Source organism: Jeotgalicoccus halotolerans (assembly GCF_003387165.1).
Lineage (GTDB): Bacteria > Bacillota > Bacilli > Staphylococcales > Salinicoccaceae > Jeotgalicoccus > Jeotgalicoccus halotolerans.
Map to the genome: position 1 here is coordinate 26,223 of NZ_QUMW01000014.1, position 21,184 is coordinate 47,406.

19 protein-coding genes and 1 pseudogene are annotated in these 21,184 nt (G+C 43.1%); all 20 read left to right on the top strand.

Features of this window, described 5'->3' with window-relative positions; translation table 11 throughout:
- The first annotated feature begins 9 nt into the window (after window positions 1-9).
- The 20 genes and pseudogenes from ftsL to DFR63_RS09625 all read left to right on the top strand — a co-directional run bounded on the left by ftsL (window position 10) and on the right by DFR63_RS09625 (window position 21,173).
- Window positions 10-387 carry a cell division protein FtsL gene (gene ftsL, locus DFR63_RS09530; RefSeq protein ID WP_115885718.1) on the top strand — a complete coding sequence of 126 codons (378 nt, stop codon included), beginning with the start codon at window positions 10-12 and terminating at the stop codon, window positions 385-387.
- Complete coding sequence (locus DFR63_RS09535; RefSeq protein ID WP_115885719.1) at window positions 374-2,521, top strand: penicillin-binding transpeptidase domain-containing protein; 2,148 nt, start codon at window positions 374-376, stop codon at window positions 2,519-2,521. Before ftsL ends, DFR63_RS09535 begins: the two co-directional genes overlap by 14 nt.
- Window positions 2,522-2,529: 8 nt before the next feature.
- Window positions 2,530-3,492, top strand: coding sequence for a phospho-N-acetylmuramoyl-pentapeptide-transferase (mraY, locus tag DFR63_RS09540; protein WP_115885720.1), 963 nt, complete (start codon window positions 2,530-2,532; stop codon window positions 3,490-3,492).
- A gap of 1 nt (window position 3,493) precedes the next feature.
- Window positions 3,494-4,831, top strand: coding sequence for a UDP-N-acetylmuramoyl-L-alanine--D-glutamate ligase (murD, locus tag DFR63_RS09545; RefSeq protein WP_115885721.1), 1,338 nt, complete (start codon window positions 3,494-3,496; stop codon window positions 4,829-4,831).
- Window positions 4,832-4,852: 21 nt separating this feature from the next.
- Complete coding sequence (locus tag DFR63_RS09550; RefSeq protein WP_115885722.1) at window positions 4,853-6,049, top strand: cell division protein FtsQ/DivIB; 1,197 nt, start codon at window positions 4,853-4,855, stop codon at window positions 6,047-6,049.
- Window positions 6,050-6,153: 104 nt separating this feature from the next.
- Window positions 6,154-7,653 (top strand): cell division protein FtsA, encoded by a 1,500-nt coding sequence (gene ftsA, locus DFR63_RS09555; protein ID WP_115885723.1) that lies wholly within the window; start codon window positions 6,154-6,156, stop codon window positions 7,651-7,653.
- A 24-nt stretch (window positions 7,654-7,677) separates the two neighbouring features.
- Window positions 7,678-8,625: pseudogene (gene ftsZ, locus DFR63_RS09560) on the top strand (cell division protein FtsZ); the annotation flags it as partial.
- 303 nt (window positions 8,626-8,928) lie between these two features.
- Window positions 8,929-9,708, top strand: a complete 780-nt coding sequence (locus DFR63_RS09565) for a purine nucleoside phosphorylase YfiH/LACC1 family protein (protein WP_245954174.1) — start codon at window positions 8,929-8,931, stop codon at window positions 9,706-9,708.
- Entirely contained in the window at window positions 9,701-10,330 is a 630-nt protein-coding gene (locus DFR63_RS09570; protein WP_211313795.1) for a YggS family pyridoxal phosphate-dependent enzyme, read from the top strand. Before DFR63_RS09565 ends, DFR63_RS09570 begins: the two co-directional genes overlap by 8 nt.
- An 8-nt stretch (window positions 10,331-10,338) precedes the next feature.
- Window positions 10,339-10,917 carry a cell division protein SepF gene (locus DFR63_RS12015; RefSeq protein ID WP_115885725.1) on the top strand — a complete coding sequence of 193 codons (579 nt, stop codon included), beginning with the start codon at window positions 10,339-10,341 and terminating at the stop codon, window positions 10,915-10,917.
- 11 nt (window positions 10,918-10,928) lie between these two features.
- Complete coding sequence (locus DFR63_RS09580) at window positions 10,929-11,234, top strand: YggT family protein (protein ID WP_115885726.1); 306 nt, start codon at window positions 10,929-10,931, stop codon at window positions 11,232-11,234.
- A gap of 53 nt (window positions 11,235-11,287) precedes the next feature.
- A complete protein-coding gene (locus DFR63_RS09585) occupies window positions 11,288-12,073 on the top strand; it encodes a YlmH family RNA-binding protein (RefSeq protein WP_115885727.1) in 786 nt (261 codons plus the stop codon).
- Between the two features lie 10 nt (window positions 12,074-12,083).
- Window positions 12,084-12,563 carry a DivIVA domain-containing protein gene (locus tag DFR63_RS09590; protein ID WP_115885728.1) on the top strand — a complete coding sequence of 160 codons (480 nt, stop codon included), beginning with the start codon at window positions 12,084-12,086 and terminating at the stop codon, window positions 12,561-12,563.
- 252 nt (window positions 12,564-12,815) lie between these two features.
- The gene (ileS, locus tag DFR63_RS09595; protein ID WP_115885729.1) at window positions 12,816-15,554 is read left to right on the top strand and encodes an isoleucine--tRNA ligase; all 2,739 of its coding nucleotides are present in this window, start codon (window positions 12,816-12,818) and stop codon (window positions 15,552-15,554) included.
- A 3-nt stretch (window positions 15,555-15,557) separates the two neighbouring features.
- Window positions 15,558-16,037 carry a signal peptidase II gene (lspA, locus tag DFR63_RS09600; RefSeq protein ID WP_115885730.1) on the top strand — a complete coding sequence of 160 codons (480 nt, stop codon included), beginning with the start codon at window positions 15,558-15,560 and terminating at the stop codon, window positions 16,035-16,037.
- Complete coding sequence (locus DFR63_RS09605; RefSeq protein ID WP_115885731.1) at window positions 16,034-16,939, top strand: RluA family pseudouridine synthase; 906 nt, start codon at window positions 16,034-16,036, stop codon at window positions 16,937-16,939. Before lspA ends, DFR63_RS09605 begins: the two co-directional genes overlap by 4 nt.
- A gap of 233 nt (window positions 16,940-17,172) precedes the next feature.
- Entirely contained in the window at window positions 17,173-17,694 is a 522-nt protein-coding gene (gene pyrR / locus DFR63_RS09610) for a bifunctional pyr operon transcriptional regulator/uracil phosphoribosyltransferase PyrR (protein WP_115885732.1), read from the top strand.
- 19 nt (window positions 17,695-17,713) lie between these two features.
- On the top strand, window positions 17,714-19,021 hold the full coding sequence (locus DFR63_RS09615) for a solute carrier family 23 protein (protein ID WP_115885733.1): 1,308 nt from the start codon (window positions 17,714-17,716) through the stop codon (window positions 19,019-19,021).
- Window positions 19,022-19,945: an aspartate carbamoyltransferase catalytic subunit gene (locus DFR63_RS09620; protein WP_115885734.1), complete on the top strand. Its 924-nt coding sequence runs from the start codon at window positions 19,022-19,024 to the stop codon at window positions 19,943-19,945. It begins immediately after the preceding gene.
- Entirely contained in the window at window positions 19,911-21,173 is a 1,263-nt protein-coding gene (locus DFR63_RS09625) for a dihydroorotase (protein WP_115885735.1), read from the top strand. Before DFR63_RS09620 ends, DFR63_RS09625 begins: the two co-directional genes overlap by 35 nt.
- Window positions 21,174-21,184: the final 11 nt, after the last annotated feature.

A 21,184-nucleotide genomic window follows, 5' to 3' on the forward strand; every position in this document is an offset into this window, starting at 1 on the left:
AGTGTTGACATGGTAGTAGAAAGATATACTGAGGTAAATCCTGCAAAAAAAGTATACAGAAAACCTGACAGTCAGCCGAAAACCCGCAAAAAAGGAAAGATTGTCGGGATTAAACGTACGGAAATGGCTATTTACATAACACTTGCTGTTCTGATTGCTGCAGTTTCCATATATGTATTATCTTTAAAAATGGAAGCCTATAATTACCAGAATGAGAAGTCATCAATTGAACAGACAATCGCAGTTAAAAACGGTGAAATCAGTGAGTTGAATACTGAGGTCACTTACCTTGCTTCTTACGATCGCATATATGAAAAAGCTCAGGAACTGGGCCTGGATCTGAATAATAGCAATGTAAAGGTTGTAGAAAAGTATGGGGAAGATTAGACGGAAGATCAGTCTTAAAAATAGCAAGCTAACAATCGGCGCACTCCTGATATATTTCGGTATAGGAGTGCTTTTTCTTTTGATTATCGGTCAATTTATTAAATTGATGGTATTTCAAACGATAGACGACGAAGATTTAATCGCGAGAGGGCAGGATAAATATGCTGTCAGTGCGGTAAATGAACCAGAACGCGGTGAAATCGTCGACCGTGAAGGCAACATACTTGCAGCAGATATGGAGGCATACCGGATTGCGATAATTACCGATGAGAATTATCCGAATCACGTGAGCAATCCGGAAGAAACAGCTGCTCTGCTCGCTGAAGTTGTCGACATGAAGAAAGAGGACATACAAAAAGAAATCGAAGAGAATATTAAAAAAGGCCAGTTTCAGATGGAGCTAGGACAGGCCGGCCGGAATATTTCCTATAATGATAAGAAATTCCTAGAGGAATCCGAAGCGACAGGTATCTCTTTTGTGCCGGAAACGAGACGCTTTTATCCGAATGGCCAGTTTGCCTCTCATTTAATCGGTTTTGCGGAATTAAATGATGACATCGGCGCCCTGGACGGCCAGCTTGGTTTTGAACGTATTTATAACGATCTCCTTAAAGGGGAGCCGGGCAGCGTTGATTATTCTCAGGATGTATGGGGCTATATCGTGCCGAATTCAGATAATGTCAAACCTCCGGTAGACGGTCATGATGTGAAGCTGACTATCGATTCGAATATTCAGCTCTATCTGGAAGATACTTTAAACGATATGGAAGACCATTTTGAACCGGAAGAATTAATTGCGGTCGTTGCAGATGCAAATACAGGAGAGATTCTCGCGAGCGGCCAGCGCCCGTCCTTCAATCCTGAAACGCGGGAAGGTTTCGGCAACAGCTGGCTGAACATGCTTTATGAATATTCATTTGAACCGGGTTCCACATTTAAAGTGTTTGGACTGGCAGCCGCTATCGAAGAAGGAGTTTACGATCCGGATGCAGTTTATACTTCGGGATCGATGGATGTAATGGATTCAACAATTTACGACTGGGAAACCGAAGGCTGGGGAGACATTACCTATAACGAAGGAATGCAGTATTCATCAAACGTTCTGATGATGATCCTGCAGGATAAAGTCGGGTCCGACAAGATGCTCGACTACTATGAAAAATTCGGATTCGGCCAGTCGACCGGTTCTGAATTTCCAACAGAAACAACCGGGCAGATTGCCTGGGGTGATGAACTTCAGCAGAAAACCACCTCTTTCGGGCAAACGTCTACAGTAACGCCGATTCAGCTGATTCAGGGAATGACTGCGCTATTGAACGAAGGGGAGATGAAGAAACCTTACGTCGTTGATGAGATTACGGATGATGCCGGCGAAGTTGTCTACGACGGCAAGGAAGAAACTGTCAGACAGGTTATTTCTCCGGAGTCGGCAGAAAAAACTGTAGCAGAAATGAATACGCTGATCGACGGTTCGCTGGACCATAATCCGCAATATAAATCCGATGAATATGAAGTTACCGGCAAATCGGGTACTGCTCAAATCTACAATCCGGAGACGGGCGGCTACATGGACGGAGAATATCAGTTTTTCACTTCGTTTTTAGGCTATGCTCCAAAAGACGACCCGGAAGTGATTGTCTATTACGGTATAAAACTTGCCAGTGAAAACAAAAGTGAAACATGGGATAACGGTGTTGCCAGGGGCTTTAATCCCCTGATGGAACGTACGCTGAAATATCTTGAAGTTTCTGAAGCGGATGTATCCGGCGATCACGATGTCATAGAAATCGGAGATTACAGAGGACAGGAAATAGATGCTTTAACTGATGAATTAAATGATACAATTGATGTAAAAATAGTCGGGAACGGTACAGAGATTACCGATCATTTCCCTCAGGATGAGACTTTGCTGCCTTACGATTCACTGTTTGTGAAAACAGACGGCGAACCGACCCTGCCGGACTTCAAAGGTCTTTCGAAACGGGAAGCACTGATGCTCGCTGACTTTATAGGTATTAATATAACAGTCGAAGGCGAAGGCTACGTAAATGGCCAGTCACAGAATGCGGGCACGGCAGTAACAGAAGATACTGCTGTCGAAATCACTTTATCGTCAAATGACCCGAACGACTAGGAGGAGCTATGAACTATATATTTTTCGCAGCCGCACTTGTGCTGACTGCAATACTGGTACCAATTTTAATACCTTTACTGAAGCGCATGAAATTTGGGCAGACTATCAGGCAGGAAGGTCCTGAAAGCCATTTAATTAAAACAGGAACCCCGACGATGGGCGGTTTGTCTTTTATTTCTGTAACGATTGTATTGTCGATTATCGGTCTGTTTTTTGCCGATGATATTTATAAGCTGCTGGTGCTGATTATTGTCACACTCGGTTTTGCATTAATCGGATTTATCGATGATTATATTATCGTCGTTAAAAAGGATAACGCAGGCTTGTCATCAAAACAGAAGTTTCTTGCACAAATTTTAGTTGCGGTCATTATCTTTATTATAATGAGGAACTGGATTCCGGATATAGATGCCGGCATCCAGATTCCGGGAACCGATTTGTTCATCCCGCTCGGCATATTTTTTGTCGTCTGGATTGTTTTTTGGCTCGTCGGATTTTCTAACGCAGTGAATTTAACGGACGGCCTTGACGGCTTGTCGACAGGAACGTCAATTATCGCATTTGGTTCATTTCTTGTAATCAGCCTGTTAACAGGAGAAATGGAAGTTGCACTGTTCCTGTTTATTTTAATCGGTTCGCTGATTGGATTTTTAATATTTAATAAATACCCTGCCAAACTGTTTATGGGCGATACAGGATCACTTGCACTCGGCGGTATTATTGCGACAGTGTCACTGCTCTTAAACAGCAGTCTCCTGCTGCTCATTATTGGAATTGTCTTCGTTATTGAAACAGCAAGTGTTATGATGCAGGTTGCATCGTATAAAACGACTGGCACAAGAATCTTTAAAATGACGCCGATTCATCATCATTTTGAACTGTCAGGATGGAATGAATGGAAAATTGTTATTGTCTTCTGGTCGGTTGGACTGCTGGCAGGTATAGCCGGTGTACTATTGGGAGTGATGTAGGATGAAACCATTCAGCGGCTACGAAAATAAAAATATCATCGTACTCGGATATGGAAGAAGCGGAAAAAGTGCTGTAAATGCACTGGTCAGTTTAGGTGCGAATGTGACACTGACGACTAATGAAGTTTTTTCAGATGAAGAAGCGGAACAGAAATACAAAGCATGGGGTGTTGAGATTGTCGACGGACACCATCCGGTTAATCTTTTAAACGATGCAGATTTAATCGTTAAGAATCCGGGGATTCCGTACAGCATTACTTTTTTAAAAGAAGCAGCAGAAAGGAAAATACCGATTGTTACAGACGTTGAGATTGCGCATCATCTGAGTGAAGCGCCGATATATGCACTGACCGGCACGAACGGCAAAACAACATGTACGCATCTGCTCGGGGAAATGCTGGAACATGGCGGCAGCAGCCCTATCTTATGCGGTAATATCGGCTATCCTGCTTCAGCTGCTGCAATGGAAGCAACAAGAGATGACACCTTGCTGATGGAATTATCTTCATTCCAGCTGATGGGCATTGAGGAATTTAGACCGGATATTGCAGTCATTACAAATATTTACGAAGCGCATTTGGATTATCACGGTACAGTTGAAGAATATGTTCATGCCAAACTGGAAATATTTAAAAATATGACGGCTGATGATTTATTAATCTTTAATAAAAAACAGGCGCATCTGCTGGAAAACCGGGATATTAAATGCCGCGTTCAGTACTTTGATACGGAGTCAGAAGCTGATGCCTATGCAGCAGATGGGAATTTAATCGTACATGGTGAAGTGGTAATGCAAGTTCAGGATGCCGTGCTTAAAGGTGAGCATAACATCGAGAATATACTTGCGACACTCCTTGCCGCAGCCGCGCACGGTGTAAATAAGGATGCAATTAAGAAGACGCTTGCTACATTCAGCGGTATTTCCCACAGACTCGAACGTCTCGGGGCAATCGATGATGTGATATATTACAACGATTCAAAAGCGACGAATAATCTGGCAACATCATTTGCCCTGAAAAGTTTTGATACGCCGGTTATCTGGCTTGCAGGCGGCCTCGACCGGGGACAGTCGCTTGATGAACTGATGCAGTATGCAGGACATGTTAAGCGGATTGTTACTTTTGGAGAGACAGCGCCAAAATTTGAAGCACTTGCAGAGAAGTTGAATATTCCTGCAGAGCTGACTGAAAATCCGTACACAGGCATAGAGATTACCCGGCATTATGCAGAACCCGGCGATACAGTGTTATTTTCTCCAGCGTGCGCGAGCTGGGATCAATATAAAGATTACGAGCGGCGCGGAGACCATTTTAAAGAAGGATTCGCAAAACTCAGCTAAAAAGAACAGGAGGTATAGCCGATGAGTAAAGAAGATGATAATAATATCAATAACATTAAAGAAAAATTGAAAAAAAAGCGTCAGAATACTGACTATGTCGGCTATACTGCAAAAAAACCTGAGAAAGAGAAAACTGAAGGCAATCTTGAAAAGCCGCCGGCAAGTAAAAAAGTTTCGAAAAAAGCAGAGACTGAATATGATGAACTATCTTTAAAAATAGAACACTATAAAGATTTTGAAGAAAAAAGCACCGCTGTTAAAAATAAAAAAACGCCCGGAAAGAACAGAAAACAAAACGTTAAATCTGCCGGAAATAAAAAAAGCGGCGGTAAAAAATCAGCAGACAGCAGTACCAAAAAGAAAAAGAGTAAAGGCCAAAAGACGAAAAAACCTAGAGAGAAATTTAAATTTAAACGGGTTCATCTGTATATCGGCATCGTTATCTTTTTAGTGCTGCTGCTCGGCGTTCTGCTGTGGTATGTCTTTTCCAGTGCGAGTGACGTCAAGGAAATTAACTTTGAAGGAAACAGTCTGGTTACTGAAACGGAACTTGAAGAGCGTATCGGTTTTAGTACAGGGGATAAGATGTTCAGTATTTCTGCCGGCAAAGCTGAGGACAATGTTGAATTGCTCCCGGTAATTGAGGAAGTATCTGTAGAGCGGGACTGGCCGAATAATGTTACAGTTAATGTTAATGAATATAAAGCTATTGCTTACATTAATAGTGAAGATCTTTATTTTCCCGTACTTGAAAACAGCAGAATCCAGCGCGGTTATCCGTCGGCTCCTCGCAATGCACCGATTATCTACAATTTTGAAGGCGAGGAATTCGATGCGCTTGTTGCAGCGCTGAATGAAATTGAAGTGGATATACTGGAAAGTATATCGGAAATCTATTTCCGCCCGACAGATAATTCGATGCGCCGCATTCACGTCTTTATGAATGACGGCCAGGAAATAGTTGCTGATTATGAAACTTTCAGTGAAAAAATGAATTATTACATCGGTATCCGTCAGGAAATCGGTGACGAAACCGGCGGGATAATTGATATGGAAGTCGGCACCAGCTACCTTCCGTACGACAGCGCAGATGCACGTGAAATTAAAGATAATATTTATAATGAACCATCCCAGGTGGGTTATATTGAAGATATCAATGAAGCTCTGGATGGTGTAAGGTCGGCACTTGGCGAAATCGGCAATGCTGCCGAAGAATAAAGAGAGATAAAGTTAAACAAATTTTTTGAAATAGTTCACATTAATCTGAGTATAATGTAAACTAGAAATAGTATTATGAAAATGGCTGTGTAGGAGGCAATAAGGTGAAGGAACATTATTATGTTGCCCTTGATATCGGCTCGTCTAGTGTCAAAGTAGTGGTCGGAGAAAAATTTCACAACGGTGTGAATGTTATTGGTACCGGTCAAACCTTCACTGATGGGGTTTCTAAAGGGATGATCAACGATTTTGATCAGGCTAAAAATGCAATTACAGATACAATTAAAAAAGCAAAAATTGCTTCAGGTGTAGATATTGAAGAAGTATTTGTGAAAATTCCAATCGCGGATACTCATATTCACTTTACAGAAGATATTATCCGTTTCGGCGGGGAAGCGACAGAAATTACCGGTGGACATATTGAAGAGCTGCTGGAAAATGTGCGTATGAATGTTCCTGCAACCCAGCAGGAAGTAGTCAGCGTTTATCCGGTATCTTTTATAGTGGACGGTCTGCATGAAGTAAATGATCCAAAAGAAATGATCGCAGAAGAAAGTCTGGCAGTTAAAGCAGGTGTCGTATCTGCAAATCGTACACTGCTTGTTAATATTGTTAAATGTGTTGAAGCAGCAGGCTTAACTATTTTAGATGTGTATTCAGATGCTGTAAACTATCAGCATGTGCTGACAGACGCTGAAGTTGAACTCGGCGCCGTTGTTATCGATATTGGCCTCGACTTAACGCAGTTCGCTTACTATGAACGCGGTTCTTTAAAATATGCGAACAGCATAGGGCTTGCCGGCCGCGATATTACCCTAGATTTAGTCGATGAATTTAATACGACTTACGATGAAGCGGATCAGGCGAAAGAACAGTACGGCCATGCATTTTTCGATCTCGCAAGCGATGATGAGAAAATGATGCTGCAGCAGAATGATTCGAGAGAACCTGCTGAAGTAACTTCAAAAGACCTCGCAGATGTTATTGAGCTTGTGGTTGAAGATGCCTTTATGGGCGTTTTTGAAGACCTTGCAGCAAACGGTGTAAATAATGTGCAGGGCGGCTTTGTGCTGACCGGCGGAACTGCAAATATCCGCGGTGTTAAAGAATTGATGCAGGATCTGGTTGCAGAAAAAGTCAGAGTTCATATACCGAATCAGATGGGTGCAAGAAAACCTGAATTCACAAGTGCAATCTCCGTGTTATCAAGCGGAATAATGTTTGATGAGTTACTGGAATATGTTACAATTGATAATTATGATGACTATCCAGAAACATACTCACACAATACAGTGAACGATGAACAGGAAGCACAGCCTGCAAACTTCTTTACGGGACTGTTTGCAAAACGTAAAGAAGAGAATGAGCTTCAGGTCAATCGGGATGAGGATCATGATGAAGTTTCAGACGAAGATGATTATAACTATCCTGATGAAGACGGCGGTGAAGAATCACAGGCTGAAGATGATGCTGCCGATGAAGAATACGAAGATTACACTTATGATAACGCCGATAACCGTTCTGAACGTTCCGATAAAGAACCGAAAGAGCAAGGCGATTTAGGCAGTAAAATTAAAAAAGTATTTAAAAATTTATTTGAGTAGAAGTACATTTGGGAGGAAAGATTAATGTTAGAATTTGAACAAGGTTTCAATCACATGGCGACGTTAAAAGTTATCGGTGTTGGCGGCGGCGGTAATAATGCTGTTAACCGTATGATTGAGGACGGCATGTCCAACGTTGAATTCATTGCTATTAACACTGATGGGCAGGCTTTAAATTTATCAAAAGCCGAGTCAAGAATCCAAATTGGTGAAAAATTAACACGCGGTTTAGGTGCAGGGGCAAATCCCGATATCGGTAAAAAAGCTGCCGAAGAATCACGCGAACAAATCGAAGACGCTATCCAGGGTGCGGACATGGTGTTCGTTACAGCGGGTATGGGCGGCGGAACAGGTACTGGCGCAGCACCGGTCGTTGCCAAAATCGCTAAAGAAATGGGAGCACTCACTGTAGGTGTTGTAACGCGCCCGTTCGGTTTTGAAGGAAGAAAGAGACAAACACAAGCTGCTGCTGGTGTTGAACAGATGAAGGCAGCTGTCGATACTCTGATTATTATCCCAAATGATCGCTTATTAGATATCGTAGATAAATCTACACCGATGATGGAAGCATTTAAAGAAGCTGATAACGTTCTGCGCCAAGGTGTTCAGGGTATCTCTGACCTTATCGCTGTAAGCGGTGAAGTAAACCTTGACTTCGCAGACGTGAAGACTATTATGCAGAACCAGGGTTCTGCCTTAATGGGTATCGGTATTTCAGCTGGTGAAAACCGCGCAGTTGAAGCAGCTAAAAAAGCAATTTCAAGCCCGCTCCTGGAAACGTCAATCGTTGGAGCACAGGGTGTTCTGATGAATATTACAGGCGGAGAATCGCTGTCGCTCTTTGAAGCGCAGGAAGCAGCAGACATCGTTCAGGATGCAGCGGACGAAGATGTTAATATGATTTTCGGTACTGTTATCAATCCTGAACTTGAAGATGAAATTGTAATTACTGTAATTGCTACAGGATTCAATGAGAAAACACTTCAGCGTTCTGCTGACAGACCTTCTGAGCAGCCTGAACAGAATAATTCACGCGGCGGAGCCAGCAATTTTAATCAGCCGCCGGCATATAACTCAAGAGATATTGCCGAAGATGAAGGGTTCTCCCGTGAGCCGGACAGATTTGATGCCCGTCCACAGGAAGAGCCTGATGTTCCGACTTTCCTTAAAGGAAACAGTTCGAGAAGAGAAAGACGCAGAAGATAAAATTTGTGCATTGTATATCGGAGATATTGGCGACCCAATATCTCCTTTATTTTATAGGCGGGAGATAATTTGAATAATAATTGCTTTAAAACGCATAAATATTTCGTCGGAGATAATTCAGATGAGCTGACTTTCGGCTACACGATGAGGCACGGCGGACAGAGTTCTTATCCGAAAAACAGCTTTAATATGGCGCTCTATATCGGTGACAAAGTCAAAAATGTCCATAGTCATCAGAAGAAACTTGCTGAAGAAATAGATTTTCCTGTAAGTTCATGGGTACTGCCGATACAAAAACACGGCGGCAATATTAAAGAAGTGACGAAAAGAGATAGAGGTACAAATGCTGAGGAACTCGGTGACAGTCTCTATGATGTAGACGGTTTATATACTTATGACACCGGTGTACTTTTAACAATGAATTATGCCGACTGTATTCCTGTATACGTTTACAGCGTATCTGATAGCTTTTTGGGACTTGCGCATGCAGGCTGGAGAGGCACTGCAAAAAAAATTACGGCGAAGCTGATTGACTGCTACAGAGGCAGTAAAAAAGACCTGAGGGTAATTATCGGTGTCGGCATTAACCAGAAGTACTACGAAGTGGACGATAAGGTAATCGATGCGTTGAAACCATTGCCGGAAAGTTCTTATGAACAGACTAAATCCGGCTGGCAGCTCAATTTAAAAGATGCCAATAAACATCAGGCAAGAGCTGCCGGAATTGATGAAGAAAATATAAGCGTGACCGGTCTCGGAACTGAAGCGGATGAATTCTTCTCCTTCCGGCTGGAAGAAGGCCAAACCGGCCGGGCACTGGCTTTTATCGGGAGGCGTAATAATGATTAAGGGAAACTACGAACAGATAAAAAACGAAGCCGGCGAAGATGTTACCATTATCGCCGTCACTAAATATCATACTGTTGAAGACACACTTAAAGCATATGAAGCTGGTGTCAGACATTTCGGTGAAAACCGTATTGAAGGGTTTATCGAAAAGCGTACAGCGCTGCCGGCAGATGCTGAAGTGCATTTTATCGGCACAATGCAGTCGAGAAAAGTTAAAGAAATCATCGGTGATCTTCATTATCTTCATTCGCTGGAACGCGAAAGCGTAGCGAAAAAAATTGAACAGGCAGGCCTGCATGTTGTAAACTGTTTTATACAGGTAAATATTTCTGATGAAACTTCAAAACATGGTTTGAAACCGGAAGAAGTTGAAGGTTTTATTGAGAAACTTAAAGCTTACAAATATGTTAAAGTCATCGGTTTAATGACTATGGCGCCGAACACTGAAGATATTTCAATTATTGAAAACACATTTAAAGGATTAAAGAAGCTGCGTGAAAATATCGCAGAAAATTATCCTGAAGTAAAAGAACTCAGCATGGGTATGAGCAATGATTATCCGATTGCAGTCAGAAATGGTGCAACATACATAAGAATCGGGAGTAAAATTATGGGGAGCTAGGTGAAAAAATGGCTATTACTAAGTTTATAAAAGATTTATTTGTCGTTGAAGAAGAAGTCCCTGTGAATGATAAGAAGGCAGAACAGGCGAAAACACCGGCGAAAGTCACAAATCTTAATACGAGTAAACAACCGAATAGCCGTCAAAAAGAGGCGGCACCTAAAAAAACAGCACAGAGCAGCAAGAAACTGATCGGTTCGAAACAAGGGGGACAAAAACCCGCGGCAAAAACAAAAGTGCAGAACAAACAGCAGGAACAAAAGAAAGTTAACCAACCACAAAGCAGGGAGAATCGTACAATGCCTGTAAACGATCAGAATACAAAAGTATGTTTATTTGAACCGAGAGTATTTGCAGAAACACAGGATATTGCCGATGAGCTGAAAAGCAACCGTGCAGCACTTGTCAATCTGACTAAAATTGATTCGGTTCCAAAAAAGCGCATCGTGGACTTTTTAAGCGGAACAGTTTATGCTTTAGAAGGCGATATACAAAAAGTCGGTGCGGATATTTTTCTCTGCACGCCAAACAGTTTTGGTGTTGAAGGTGAAATCTCCGATAAAGAAGAGTTTTTCGATGAAATGTAAGGAGAGTTAGTTTGGATAATTCATTACTTGTCACAATATTACTGTATATCTGGCAGTTTTTTAACTTCGTCTGGCCGATTTTTACATGGGGATTAATTATTTATATACTATCTTCATGGTTCCCGGCACTGCGTGAGTCATCTTTCGGAAACTTTTTAGGAAGAGTTTACGAGCCGCTGCTGGAACCTTTCAGACGTATGATTCCTCCGCTTGGCGGAGTATTGGATTTATCACCGATAATTTTAATTATTATATTAAATTTATTCGGCAGAGGTATGCACGAAATATTCAGAGTCCTTATAACATGGGCTGCATAAAGGGAGATATTGGTTCAGCCAATATCTCCATTATTTATTAAGGTGTGATTTTCATGAAAGGTGTTTACCAGCATTTCAGACCCGAAGAACGGGAGATGCTGACATTGTTGAATAGTAAATTTGAGCAGGCTTCAAATAATTTTTACGCTGTGCTGACCGATTTCTTAAATCCGCGGGAACAAAAAATGATTGAAAGTTTAAGCGGGCAGTATCCTGATATTACAGTTCATTACTACGGGGGCGGTAACAATGCTGAACGCGAACGTTTACGGGCCATACTGCTGCCGGAATACTTCGACTACTCTCCTGATGATTTTGAAATTACTGTGTTTGAAGTATCCTATCCCGATAAATTTGTGACCTTGTCCCACCGCAATCTGCTGGGCGCGATTATGAGCATCGGCGTCGGTCGTTCGGTTATCGGCGATATAGTGAACGGTGAAAAAATACAATTCGCAGTAGCTTGCCCTTTTAAAGAGCTCTTTAAAACAGAACTCACAAAAATTAAAAATGCACCGCTTAAATTAACTGAAATACCTCACAGTGAATTTATCGATGCTGCTGTAACCATGAAGCCTGTAACCGTCCTCAGTTCCTCATACCGGCTCGATTCTATCGTTTCGCTCGTCTTAAAAGAGGGAAGAGCAAAGTCTAAAGAACGAGTTGAAAAAGAAAAGGTTAAAGTGAATCATTCGATAGTCGATGAACCTTCGTTTATAATAGAAACTGGAGATATTATCTCAGTTCGGGGATTTGGCCGTTTTACCGTAACGGAGCAAATCGCACAAACGAAAAAAGGAAAGTACCGGCTCGAAGTCATGATAGTAACTGATAATTGAGGTGAACGGATTGAAAAGAGAAGAAATAACTAAGAAAAAGTTTTCGACAGTCTACCGCGGACTTGATGAACAGGCAGTCAGACAGCATTTAACAGAAGTTGCAGACGAACTGGATAAAAAAGATGCGCGTATTGCCCAGCTGGAAGAAATGCTTAACGAACGCGAGGAAAACTTAAACAGCTTCAAAAGTGTAGAGTCTTCTATACAGGAAGCTATTCTAAGTGCTGCGAAAGCAGGCGATGATATTAAACAGCGCGCACAAAATTACAGCGACAGCATTATCCAGAAAGCTGAAACAGAAGGCGAGCAGATTGTGAGCCGGGCGAGAGAACGTGAAAATCATATGCTGCAGCATAATGAAGATTTAAAACGCCAGGCAAAAATTTTCAGAGCGCGCTATAAAATGCTGGTGCAGGCGCAGCTGGATCTTCTGGAGACAGAAGACTGGGAAAGATTGCTGGAGTTTGACGGCGGAGAATCCGAAAAATAGCAAATTTACATTGACGGATTGTAAGATATTTAGCATAATTAAGATGTATTATTAGACATGCAAACGTTCATTTGAATGCAGCGACCGGGGGATGGTGCGAGCCCCGGCGGGAATGGACGATTTGAAATCACTAATGATTTATAAAATATAAGTAAACGAAGTGGACTCTAAGCAGTCAAGAAGGGTGGTACCGCGGTCATTCGCCCCTTAACATGCTTAGGGTCTTTTTTATTATTAAAAAGGAGAATCATTATGGACTATAAAGACACTCTGTTAATGCCGAAAACAGCATTTAAAATGCGCGGCGGCTTAGTTAACAAAGAACCAAAAATGCAGCAGCACTGGGAAGATATCGATCTTTACAAGAAAAAACTGGAATTAAACAAAGGCAACACACCTTATGTACTCCACGATGGACCTCCGTATGCCAACGGCAATCTGCACATGGGACACGCGCTGAATAAAATCATTAAAGATATTATTAACCGCAACAAGCAGATGCAGGGCTATTACACGCCTTACGTTCCCGGCTGGGATACTCACGGTCTCCCTATTGAGCAGGCGCTGACCAATAAAGGTGTCGACCGCAAATCAATGTCTATTGAAGAATTCAGAAATAAATGTATCGAATTTGCCAACTCGCAGATTGACATTCAGCGCGACGGCTTTAAACGCATGGGTATCGATGGTGAATGGGATAATCCTTATTTAACTTACAAGCCTGAATTTGAGGCATCACAGGTGCGCGTCTTAAAAGACATGGTCGCAAAAGGATTAATCTACAAAGGTAAAAAGCCGATTTACTGGTCTCCGACGAGTGAATCTTCACTTGCTGAAGCGGAACTGGAATACCAGGATAAAAAGTCTCCATCCATTTACGTGTCATTTAAAGTACAAGACGGCAAAGATGTTGTAGATTCAGGTGTTAAATTTGTCATCTGGACAACAACACCGTGGACAATTCCGTCGAATCTGGCACTCGCTGTTCATAAAAATTTAAATTACGTTCAGTTCAGCTATGAAGGCGAAGAATTTATCGTAGCGGAAGACCTGCTCGATACCTTCGCTGACGAAATGGAATTCGACAAAGATAAACTTACCCGTACGAAAGAATTTAAAGGTTCGGAACTTGAATATATTACAGCTGAGCATCCGTTATTCGACCGTGAAAGTTTAGTCGTCTTAGGCGACCACGTTACAACTGAAGCGGGTACCGGTGTTGTTCATACAGCTCCGGGTCACGGGGACGATGACTTTAAAGTTGGTCAGCAGTATGGTTTGGATGTACTAAGCCCTGTCGATGATAAAGGTGTCTTCACTGAAGAAGCAGGCAAATATGCCGGCCTGTTTTACGATGATGCAAACAAAGTGATCTCTGAAGATCTGAAAGAAGCGGGTGCATTATTAAAACTGTCATTCTACACTCACTCGTATCCGCATGACTGGCGGACGAAGAAACCTGTAATCTTCCGTGCAACACCACAGTGGTTTGCTTCAATTGAAGGTGTCCGCGAAGATATTCTAAACGCCCTGATGGATACAAAATTCCAGGTTGAATGGAACCGTAAACGCATGTACAACATGATTAAAAACCGCGGAGACTGGGTTATTTCACGCCAGCGCGTATGGGGTGTGCCATTACCATTCTTCTACGGAGAAAACGGCGAAGAAATTATCGACGCTGATGTACTTGAACATGTAGCGTCACTGTTTGAAAAACACGGTTCAAACATTTGGTTTGAGTGGGATGCGAAAGACTTATTACCGGAAGGTTACACTCATGAAAGTGCACCTAACGGAGAGTTTACAAAAGAGACAGATATTATGGACGTCTGGTTCGACTCAGGTTCAACACACCGGGGAGTGTTGGATTACAGAGATTATCTGACTTACCCTGCAGATCTTTACTTTGAAGGTTCCGACCAGTACCGCGGATGGTTCAACTCATCACTGATTACAAGTGTCGCAACAAAAGGCCACTCGCCGTATAAAGAACTGCTGTCACACGGATTTGTAATGGACGGCCAGGGCAAGAAGATGTCGAAATCTCTCGGCAATGTTATTCTGCCGACGAAAGTAATGCAGCAGATGGGTGCTGATATTATCCGTCTTTGGGTAATGTCATCTGACTTCGAGGAGGATGTTCGTGTATCTGACGATATCTTAAAACAAGTTTCCGAAGTGTACCGCAAGATCCGCAACACATTCAGATTCCTGCTCGGTAACGTCAACGACTTTAACCCGGCCGAAAATAACGTAGCATACGAAAACTTATATGAAGTCGATAAATATATGTACAACCGTTTTAACGAACTGAAAACCTTTATGCTGGATGCATACGAACGCTACGATTATGTAACGATGTACCAGACTGTACAGAACTTTATCAACGTTGACCTGTCGAACTTCTATCTCGATTACGGCAAGGATATACTTTATATCGAAAAAGAAGATGCACCGATCAGACGGAGTCTGCAAACAGTACTTTATAAAATTCTGAAAGAATTAAATCTGATTCTTGCGCCTGTTTTAGTTCACACTGCTGAAGAAATTTATGAGCATACACCGCACACTGATAAGGAAAGTGTTCACCTTGAGCATTATCCTGAAAGAGAAGAAACAGATGGTGAACTCATTCAGAAATGGCAGAAATTCATGATGGTCCGGGATGACGTTTACAAAGCGCTTGAAACTGCCCGCAATGAAAAAGTCATCGGTAAATCACTCGATGCAAAAGTGACACTGACACAGCCTGCAGACTTTAATCTGGATGATATCCGCGGCAATCTTGAGCAGTTCTTTATCGTGTCGCAGGTTGAAGTGGCTGATGAAATTGCTGACGGTACAGAATACGATGTTGTTACAGTAAAAGTTGAACACGCTGACGGCGAACGCTGCGAGCGCTGCTGGAACTATTCAACAGCTGACGCGCTGGTAAACGGGGAAGACGATATTTGCCCGCGCTGCCGCGAAGTTGTGGATGCACAGTAAGCGATGAAACAATACAGAATATTACCAATGGCACTCGTCGGCATAATTATTCTGGCAATCGATCAGCTGACCAAGTTTCTGGTGGCGTCACGGATGGAGCTCGGAGAATCCATTCCCGTGCTCGGGGAGTATTTTAAAATTACATCCCACCGCAACAGCGGCGCTGCCTGGGGAATGTTTGAAGGACGCATGGCGTTCTTCTACATCATTACCCTTGTAGTCCTTGTATTTTTATTCTACTTTTACAAAACGGAAGCGAAGAATAATCTCTTGATGCAAGTTGGAATAACACTCTTGATGGCTGGCGCGCTTGGCAACTTTATCGACCGTCTGTTATTTCAGGAAGTTGTGGATTTTTTTGATGTACTGCTTATCACTTATGATTTCCCTATTTTTAATGTGGCGGACAGTGCCCTTACAATCGGCGTGATTCTATTGTTAATCGAAGTATTTATAACGGGAAGAGGTAAAGAAGAAAAATGAATTTAATTATAACTGAAGAACATGCAGGCGAAAGACTGGATACGGTCCTTGCAGGCGTTGTCGAAAACACATCCCGTACAGATATACAAAATCGCGTAAAGTCGGGGCATATTACAGTGAACGGCAAAACGGTAAAACCGAATTATAAAGTAAAAAAGGACGACAGAATCGAACTGCTTGAACGTGAAAATGTTGAAGCGGACATTGTGCCTGAAAACTTAAATCTCGATATCGTCTATGAAGATGACGATGTTGCTGTTGTCAACAAGGACCGCGGCATGGTTGTACATCCCGCAGCTGGGCATGCGTCAGGCACACTCGTTAACGGCCTGATGGACCAGCTTGATAACCTGTCCGGTATTAACGGAGAGCTGCGTCCGGGCATCGTGCACCGTATCGATAAAGATACTTCAGGCCTTTTGATGGTCGCGAAAAACGATGTGGCGCACCGCCATTTAGTCGAACAGCTTGTTGAAAAATCAGTAACTAGAAAATACACGGCGCTTGTGCATGGTGTCATTCCGCATAACCTCGGCACAATCGAGGCGCCTATCGGGCGCAATCCGAAAGAACGCCAGGATATGGCTGTTGTCGATGAAGGTAAAGATGCGGTTACACACTTTAACGTGCTTGAGCGTTTCGATAATTTTACGCTGGTCGAATGCATTCTCGAAACAGGCCGGACACACCAGATTAGAGTTCACATGAAATATATCGGCTACCCGCTTGCTGGGGATCCGAAATATGGACCTAGGAAAACTCTGGATGTCGGCGGGCAGCTGCTGCATGCAGGTGTACTCGGGTTTACTCACCCGAAAACAGGGGAACGGATGGAGTTTAAAAAAGAACTACCAAAATATTTCACCGATGTACTCGATGAAATACGTCTATCAGAAAAATAAATAACTGCTTGACTTAAAATAAAGCGGCTGGTATGATGATTTCAATCAATTAAATACGAAGTCTTTAAATTTTAGTCCAGTGAGGCTGAGAAGACGTGAATTGTGCATATGAAAAAATAAGCCGGGCCGGAATGGGCGGCTTATGTAGCAAGCTGTGCGCAAATATAGAATAACTATATACTCATGTCTTCTGGCATGAGTATTTTTTTATGCAAAAAATGGAGGAATTAACAATGACAGCAAAAACAATTATGGACAGTGTGCAGATAAACAGAGCAGTGACGCGCATGTCGCACGAAATACTTGAAAAACATAAAGGCAGTGACAACATCGTGCTGCTGGGTATTAAAACACGCGGTGAACATCTGGCACGCCGCATCCAGGAACGCATCGAAAAAATAGAAGGTGTGAAGCTGCCGACAGGCACAATTGATATCAGCGCTTTCAGAGACGACCGTCCAGAAGATGTGCAGGCAGATAACTCAGTGGAAGTCGATGCAGACTATAAAGACAAGAGCATAGTCATCGTCGATGATGTTCTGCAGACAGGACGGACTATCAGAGCAGCCATCGACGCAATACTCAACACGGCGAGGCCGACGACTATATCACTCGCAATACTCGTCGACAGAGGTCACCGGGAACTGCCAATCAGGCCAGATTATATCGGGAAAAATATTCCGACATCGAAAACAGAAAAAGTATCGGTGAAAGTAGAAGAGATTGATGGAGAAACAAGCGTTACTATATTTTAAATAAAAAGGGGATTGACAGATGGCAAAGTTTGAAGATGAAATTTTTCAGCGCAGTGTAAAACCTGAGCTCGATGTACATGAAAGACCGAAATTTTTCCAAGGACTGCTCTTAAGCTCGCAGCATTTGTTTGCAATGTTCGGTGCGACTGTGCTGGTGCCCTTTCTGACAGGGCTGCCGGTAAGTGCAGCCTTGATTGCAAGCGGTATCGGAACCTTGCTGTACATCCTGATTACGAAGGGCCAGATTCCGGCTTACCTCGGTTCAAGCTTTGCTTTCATACTCCCGATTACTATCGCCCTCGGTGCGAATTCGCTTGGGGAAGTTTTGACAGCGCTGTTCTTCAGCGGGGTGCTGTACGTTATAATCGGTCTTGCCATCCGGCTTGCCGGCACAGGATGGATTATCGCACTCCTCCCGCCGATAGTCGTCGGGCCGGTCATTATGGTTATCGGCCTTGGCCTCGCACCAGTGGCAGTGGATATGGCCATGTATACAGACTCCGGCAACCAGGAAGGCTACAGTATGATCTACATTACAGTTGCGCTGATTACACTCGTGATAACGATACTTGCTTCAATCTTCTTAAAAGGTGTCCTCGGGTTGATTCCTATCTTAATCGGAATTATCGGAGGATACATTTCAGCCTTAATGTTCGGTATTGTAGATCTCGAGCTGATTAAGAGCACGGGCTGGTTTGTTCTGCCGGACTTGTATATCCCATATAAGGATTACACGCCGGCAATGAATATCGGTCTCTTCATGGTCATGCTGCCGATCGTTTTCGTAACAATTTCCGAGCATATCGGCCACCAGATGGTCATTAACAAAATTGTCGGCCGCAACTTCTTTAAAAAACCGGGACTTCACCGCTCGATTATCGGTGACGGTGTAGCAACGATGTTTGCAAGCACAATCGGCGGGCCGCCGACAACGACTTATGGTGAAAATATCGGTGTTCTTGCGATTACGAGAATTTTCAGCGTCTGGGTCATCGGCGGAGCGGCAATACTTGCAGTCATACTCGGCTTTGTCGGTAAATTTACGGCTGTCGTTCAGAGTATCCCGTCGCCGGTTATGGGCGGCGTGTCGATTCTGCTGTTTGGAATTATCGCAGCAAGCGGCCTCCGGATGCTGGTCGACGCAAAAATTGATTTTGATAACAAACGCAATCTGGTTATAGCATCTGTGATTTTAGTCATCGGAATCGGTAAAGCACATTTAGACTTCACGATAGGCAATATTCCATTTAATCTTGAAGGAATGGCACTAGCTGCAGTAGCAGGAATTATTCTAAATCTAATTTTACCTAAGAAGGAGACGAACTAAATGAAAAACTTATTATCTATGGAACATGTCACTCCGAAAGAAATCGAAGCATTAATAACGAGAGCAATCGATATTAAACACGGCAGACCGGTGATGAAGTTAAACGATAAAACAGTCGTCAATCTGTTTTACGAAAACTCGACACGTACAAAACTCAGTTTTGAAATGGCCGAGAAAAAACTAAACGTTGAACGACTGCCTTTCGATGTATCAACAAGCTCGGTATCTAAAGGGGAATCGCTTTACGACACATGCAAAACACTTGAAGCGATTGGTGCAGATGCACTTGTAGTGAGACATCCGGATAATAAGTATTATGAAGAACTTGAACACCTCAACATTCCGATTATTAACGGCGGTGACGGCAGCGGCTCACATCCAACGCAGTCACTACTCGATATGATGACAATTTATGAAAACTTAGGACAGATATGCGGACTTAAAATAGCGATTGTCGGCGACATTAAACACTCACGTGTTGCAAAATCGAATGCAGAAGCACTGACTAAAATGGGTGCGGAAGTCTACTTCTCAGGACCTGTTGAATTACAGGATAACACGCTGAATATACCATATATCGGGATTGATGAAGCGGTGGAACTCTCGGATGTAATAATGCTGCTCCGCGTTCAGCATGAACGTCACGAATCCTATGCGCAGATGCCTAAGTCAGAATACAACGCACTCTACGGTATGAACAAAGAACGCATGGATAATATGAAGCCTCACGCACTGATTATGCATCCGGCACCGATTAACCGCAATGTTGAAATTACAGATGAAGTCGTTGAAGGTGAGAAGAGTGTCATATTTGAACAGATGACAAACGGAGTGTTTATGCGCATGAGTATATTAGAATCAGTACTTGATGGGGAAGGGAGCAACAACAATGCTTTTGAAAAACGCTACGCTGTTACTCAATAATAAAGAAGAAAAATCAGATGTCTTAATTAAAGATGGTAAAATTGCTGAAATCGGACAGAATCTTAATGCAGATACGCACATGATCGACTGCACTGGCCTGTTATTAACACCTGGGCTTGTCGATGTTCATGTCCACTTAAGAGAACCGGGCTTTGAACATAAAGAGACAATCAAATCAGGAACGAGTGCTGCCGCCCGCGGCGGATTCACAACAATCTGTCCAATGCCGAATACAAATCCGATTATTGATGCACCTGAAATACTCCGCGATTTAAAGCGGAAAATTAAAGAAGATGCGGTCATAAAAGTGCTGCCCTACGTGTCGATTACGACAGGATTGAAAGGCGAGGAGCTCGTGGACTTTAAGAGCTTACAAGCTGAGGGTGCCTTCGCTTTTACAGACGATGGTGTCGGTGTACAGAGCGCGGACATGATGTACCGCGCCATGCAGGCAGCATCAAAGCTGGATATGGCAATCGTTGCTCACACAGAAGAAAATACGCTGATATACGGCGGAGCAATTCACGAAGGCATGACGAGTGAATTGCTCGGTATTAAAGGAATTCCTGCGATTACGGAATCGACGCAGATCGCACGTGACGTGCTGCTCGCTGAAGCGGCGGGCTGTCATTACCATGTCTGCCACGTCTCGACGAAAGAAAGCGTCAGAGTAATCCGGGACGCGAAACGCGCGGGAATTAAAGTAACAGCAGAAGTGACACCGCATCACTTAGTGCTGGATGAAAATGATATAACCGAGAAAGACCCGAACTTTAAAATGAATCCGCCGCTCCGCGGCTCGGATGACAGGGCAGCGCTCATTGAAGGACTTCTTGACGGGACTCTCGACTTTATCGCGACAGACCATGCTCCGCATCATGAAGATGAAAAAGCTGTTGGTATAGAAACTGCGCCGTTCGGCATAGTCGGCATTGAAAATGCCTTCCAGCTGGTTTATACCAAACTGGTTAAAACAGGTGTGTTCACGCTGCAGCAGGTGATCGACTGGATGACGATTAAGCCGAGTGAAGTATTTAAACTGGAGAGCGGAAAAATAGCAGCAGGCTGTGCGGCTGATTTGACACTGATTGATTTAAGCCGTGAATATACGCTCGATAAGAATGACTTTTTATCGAAAGCAAAGAATACACCGTTTCACGGTGAAAGGCTGACAAGCGATATCGTTATGACAATTGCTGACGGAAAAATTGTGTACAACAATAAGTAAACAGGGGTGCT

Bases quoted from the DNA above. Each gene is read 5' to 3' on its own strand.
- ftsL (WP_115885718.1), top strand. From the start codon at position 10: ATGGTAGTAGAAAGATATACTGAGGTAAATCCTGCAAAAAAAGTATAC.
- DFR63_RS09535 (WP_115885719.1), top strand. From the start codon at position 374: ATGGGGAAGATTAGACGGAAGATCAGTCTTAAAAATAGCAAGCTAACA.
- mraY (WP_115885720.1), top strand. From the start codon at position 2,530: ATGAACTATATATTTTTCGCAGCCGCACTTGTGCTGACTGCAATACTG.
- murD (WP_115885721.1), top strand. From the start codon at position 3,494: ATGAAACCATTCAGCGGCTACGAAAATAAAAATATCATCGTACTCGGA.
- DFR63_RS09550 (WP_115885722.1), top strand. From the start codon at position 4,853: ATGAGTAAAGAAGATGATAATAATATCAATAACATTAAAGAAAAATTG.
- DFR63_RS09570 (WP_211313795.1), top strand. From the start codon at position 9,701: ATGATTAAGGGAAACTACGAACAGATAAAAAACGAAGCCGGCGAAGAT.
- DFR63_RS12015 (WP_115885725.1), top strand. From the start codon at position 10,339: ATGGCTATTACTAAGTTTATAAAAGATTTATTTGTCGTTGAAGAAGAA.
- DFR63_RS09585 (WP_115885727.1), top strand. From the start codon at position 11,288: ATGAAAGGTGTTTACCAGCATTTCAGACCCGAAGAACGGGAGATGCTG.
- ileS (WP_115885729.1), top strand. From the start codon at position 12,816: ATGGACTATAAAGACACTCTGTTAATGCCGAAAACAGCATTTAAAATG.
- lspA (WP_115885730.1), top strand. From the start codon at position 15,558: ATGAAACAATACAGAATATTACCAATGGCACTCGTCGGCATAATTATT.
- DFR63_RS09605 (WP_115885731.1), top strand. From the start codon at position 16,034: ATGAATTTAATTATAACTGAAGAACATGCAGGCGAAAGACTGGATACG.
- pyrR (WP_115885732.1), top strand. From the start codon at position 17,173: ATGACAGCAAAAACAATTATGGACAGTGTGCAGATAAACAGAGCAGTG.
- DFR63_RS09615 (WP_115885733.1), top strand. From the start codon at position 17,714: ATGGCAAAGTTTGAAGATGAAATTTTTCAGCGCAGTGTAAAACCTGAG.
- DFR63_RS09620 (WP_115885734.1), top strand. From the start codon at position 19,022: ATGAAAAACTTATTATCTATGGAACATGTCACTCCGAAAGAAATCGAA.
- DFR63_RS09625 (WP_115885735.1), top strand. From the start codon at position 19,911: ATGCTTTTGAAAAACGCTACGCTGTTACTCAATAATAAAGAAGAAAAA.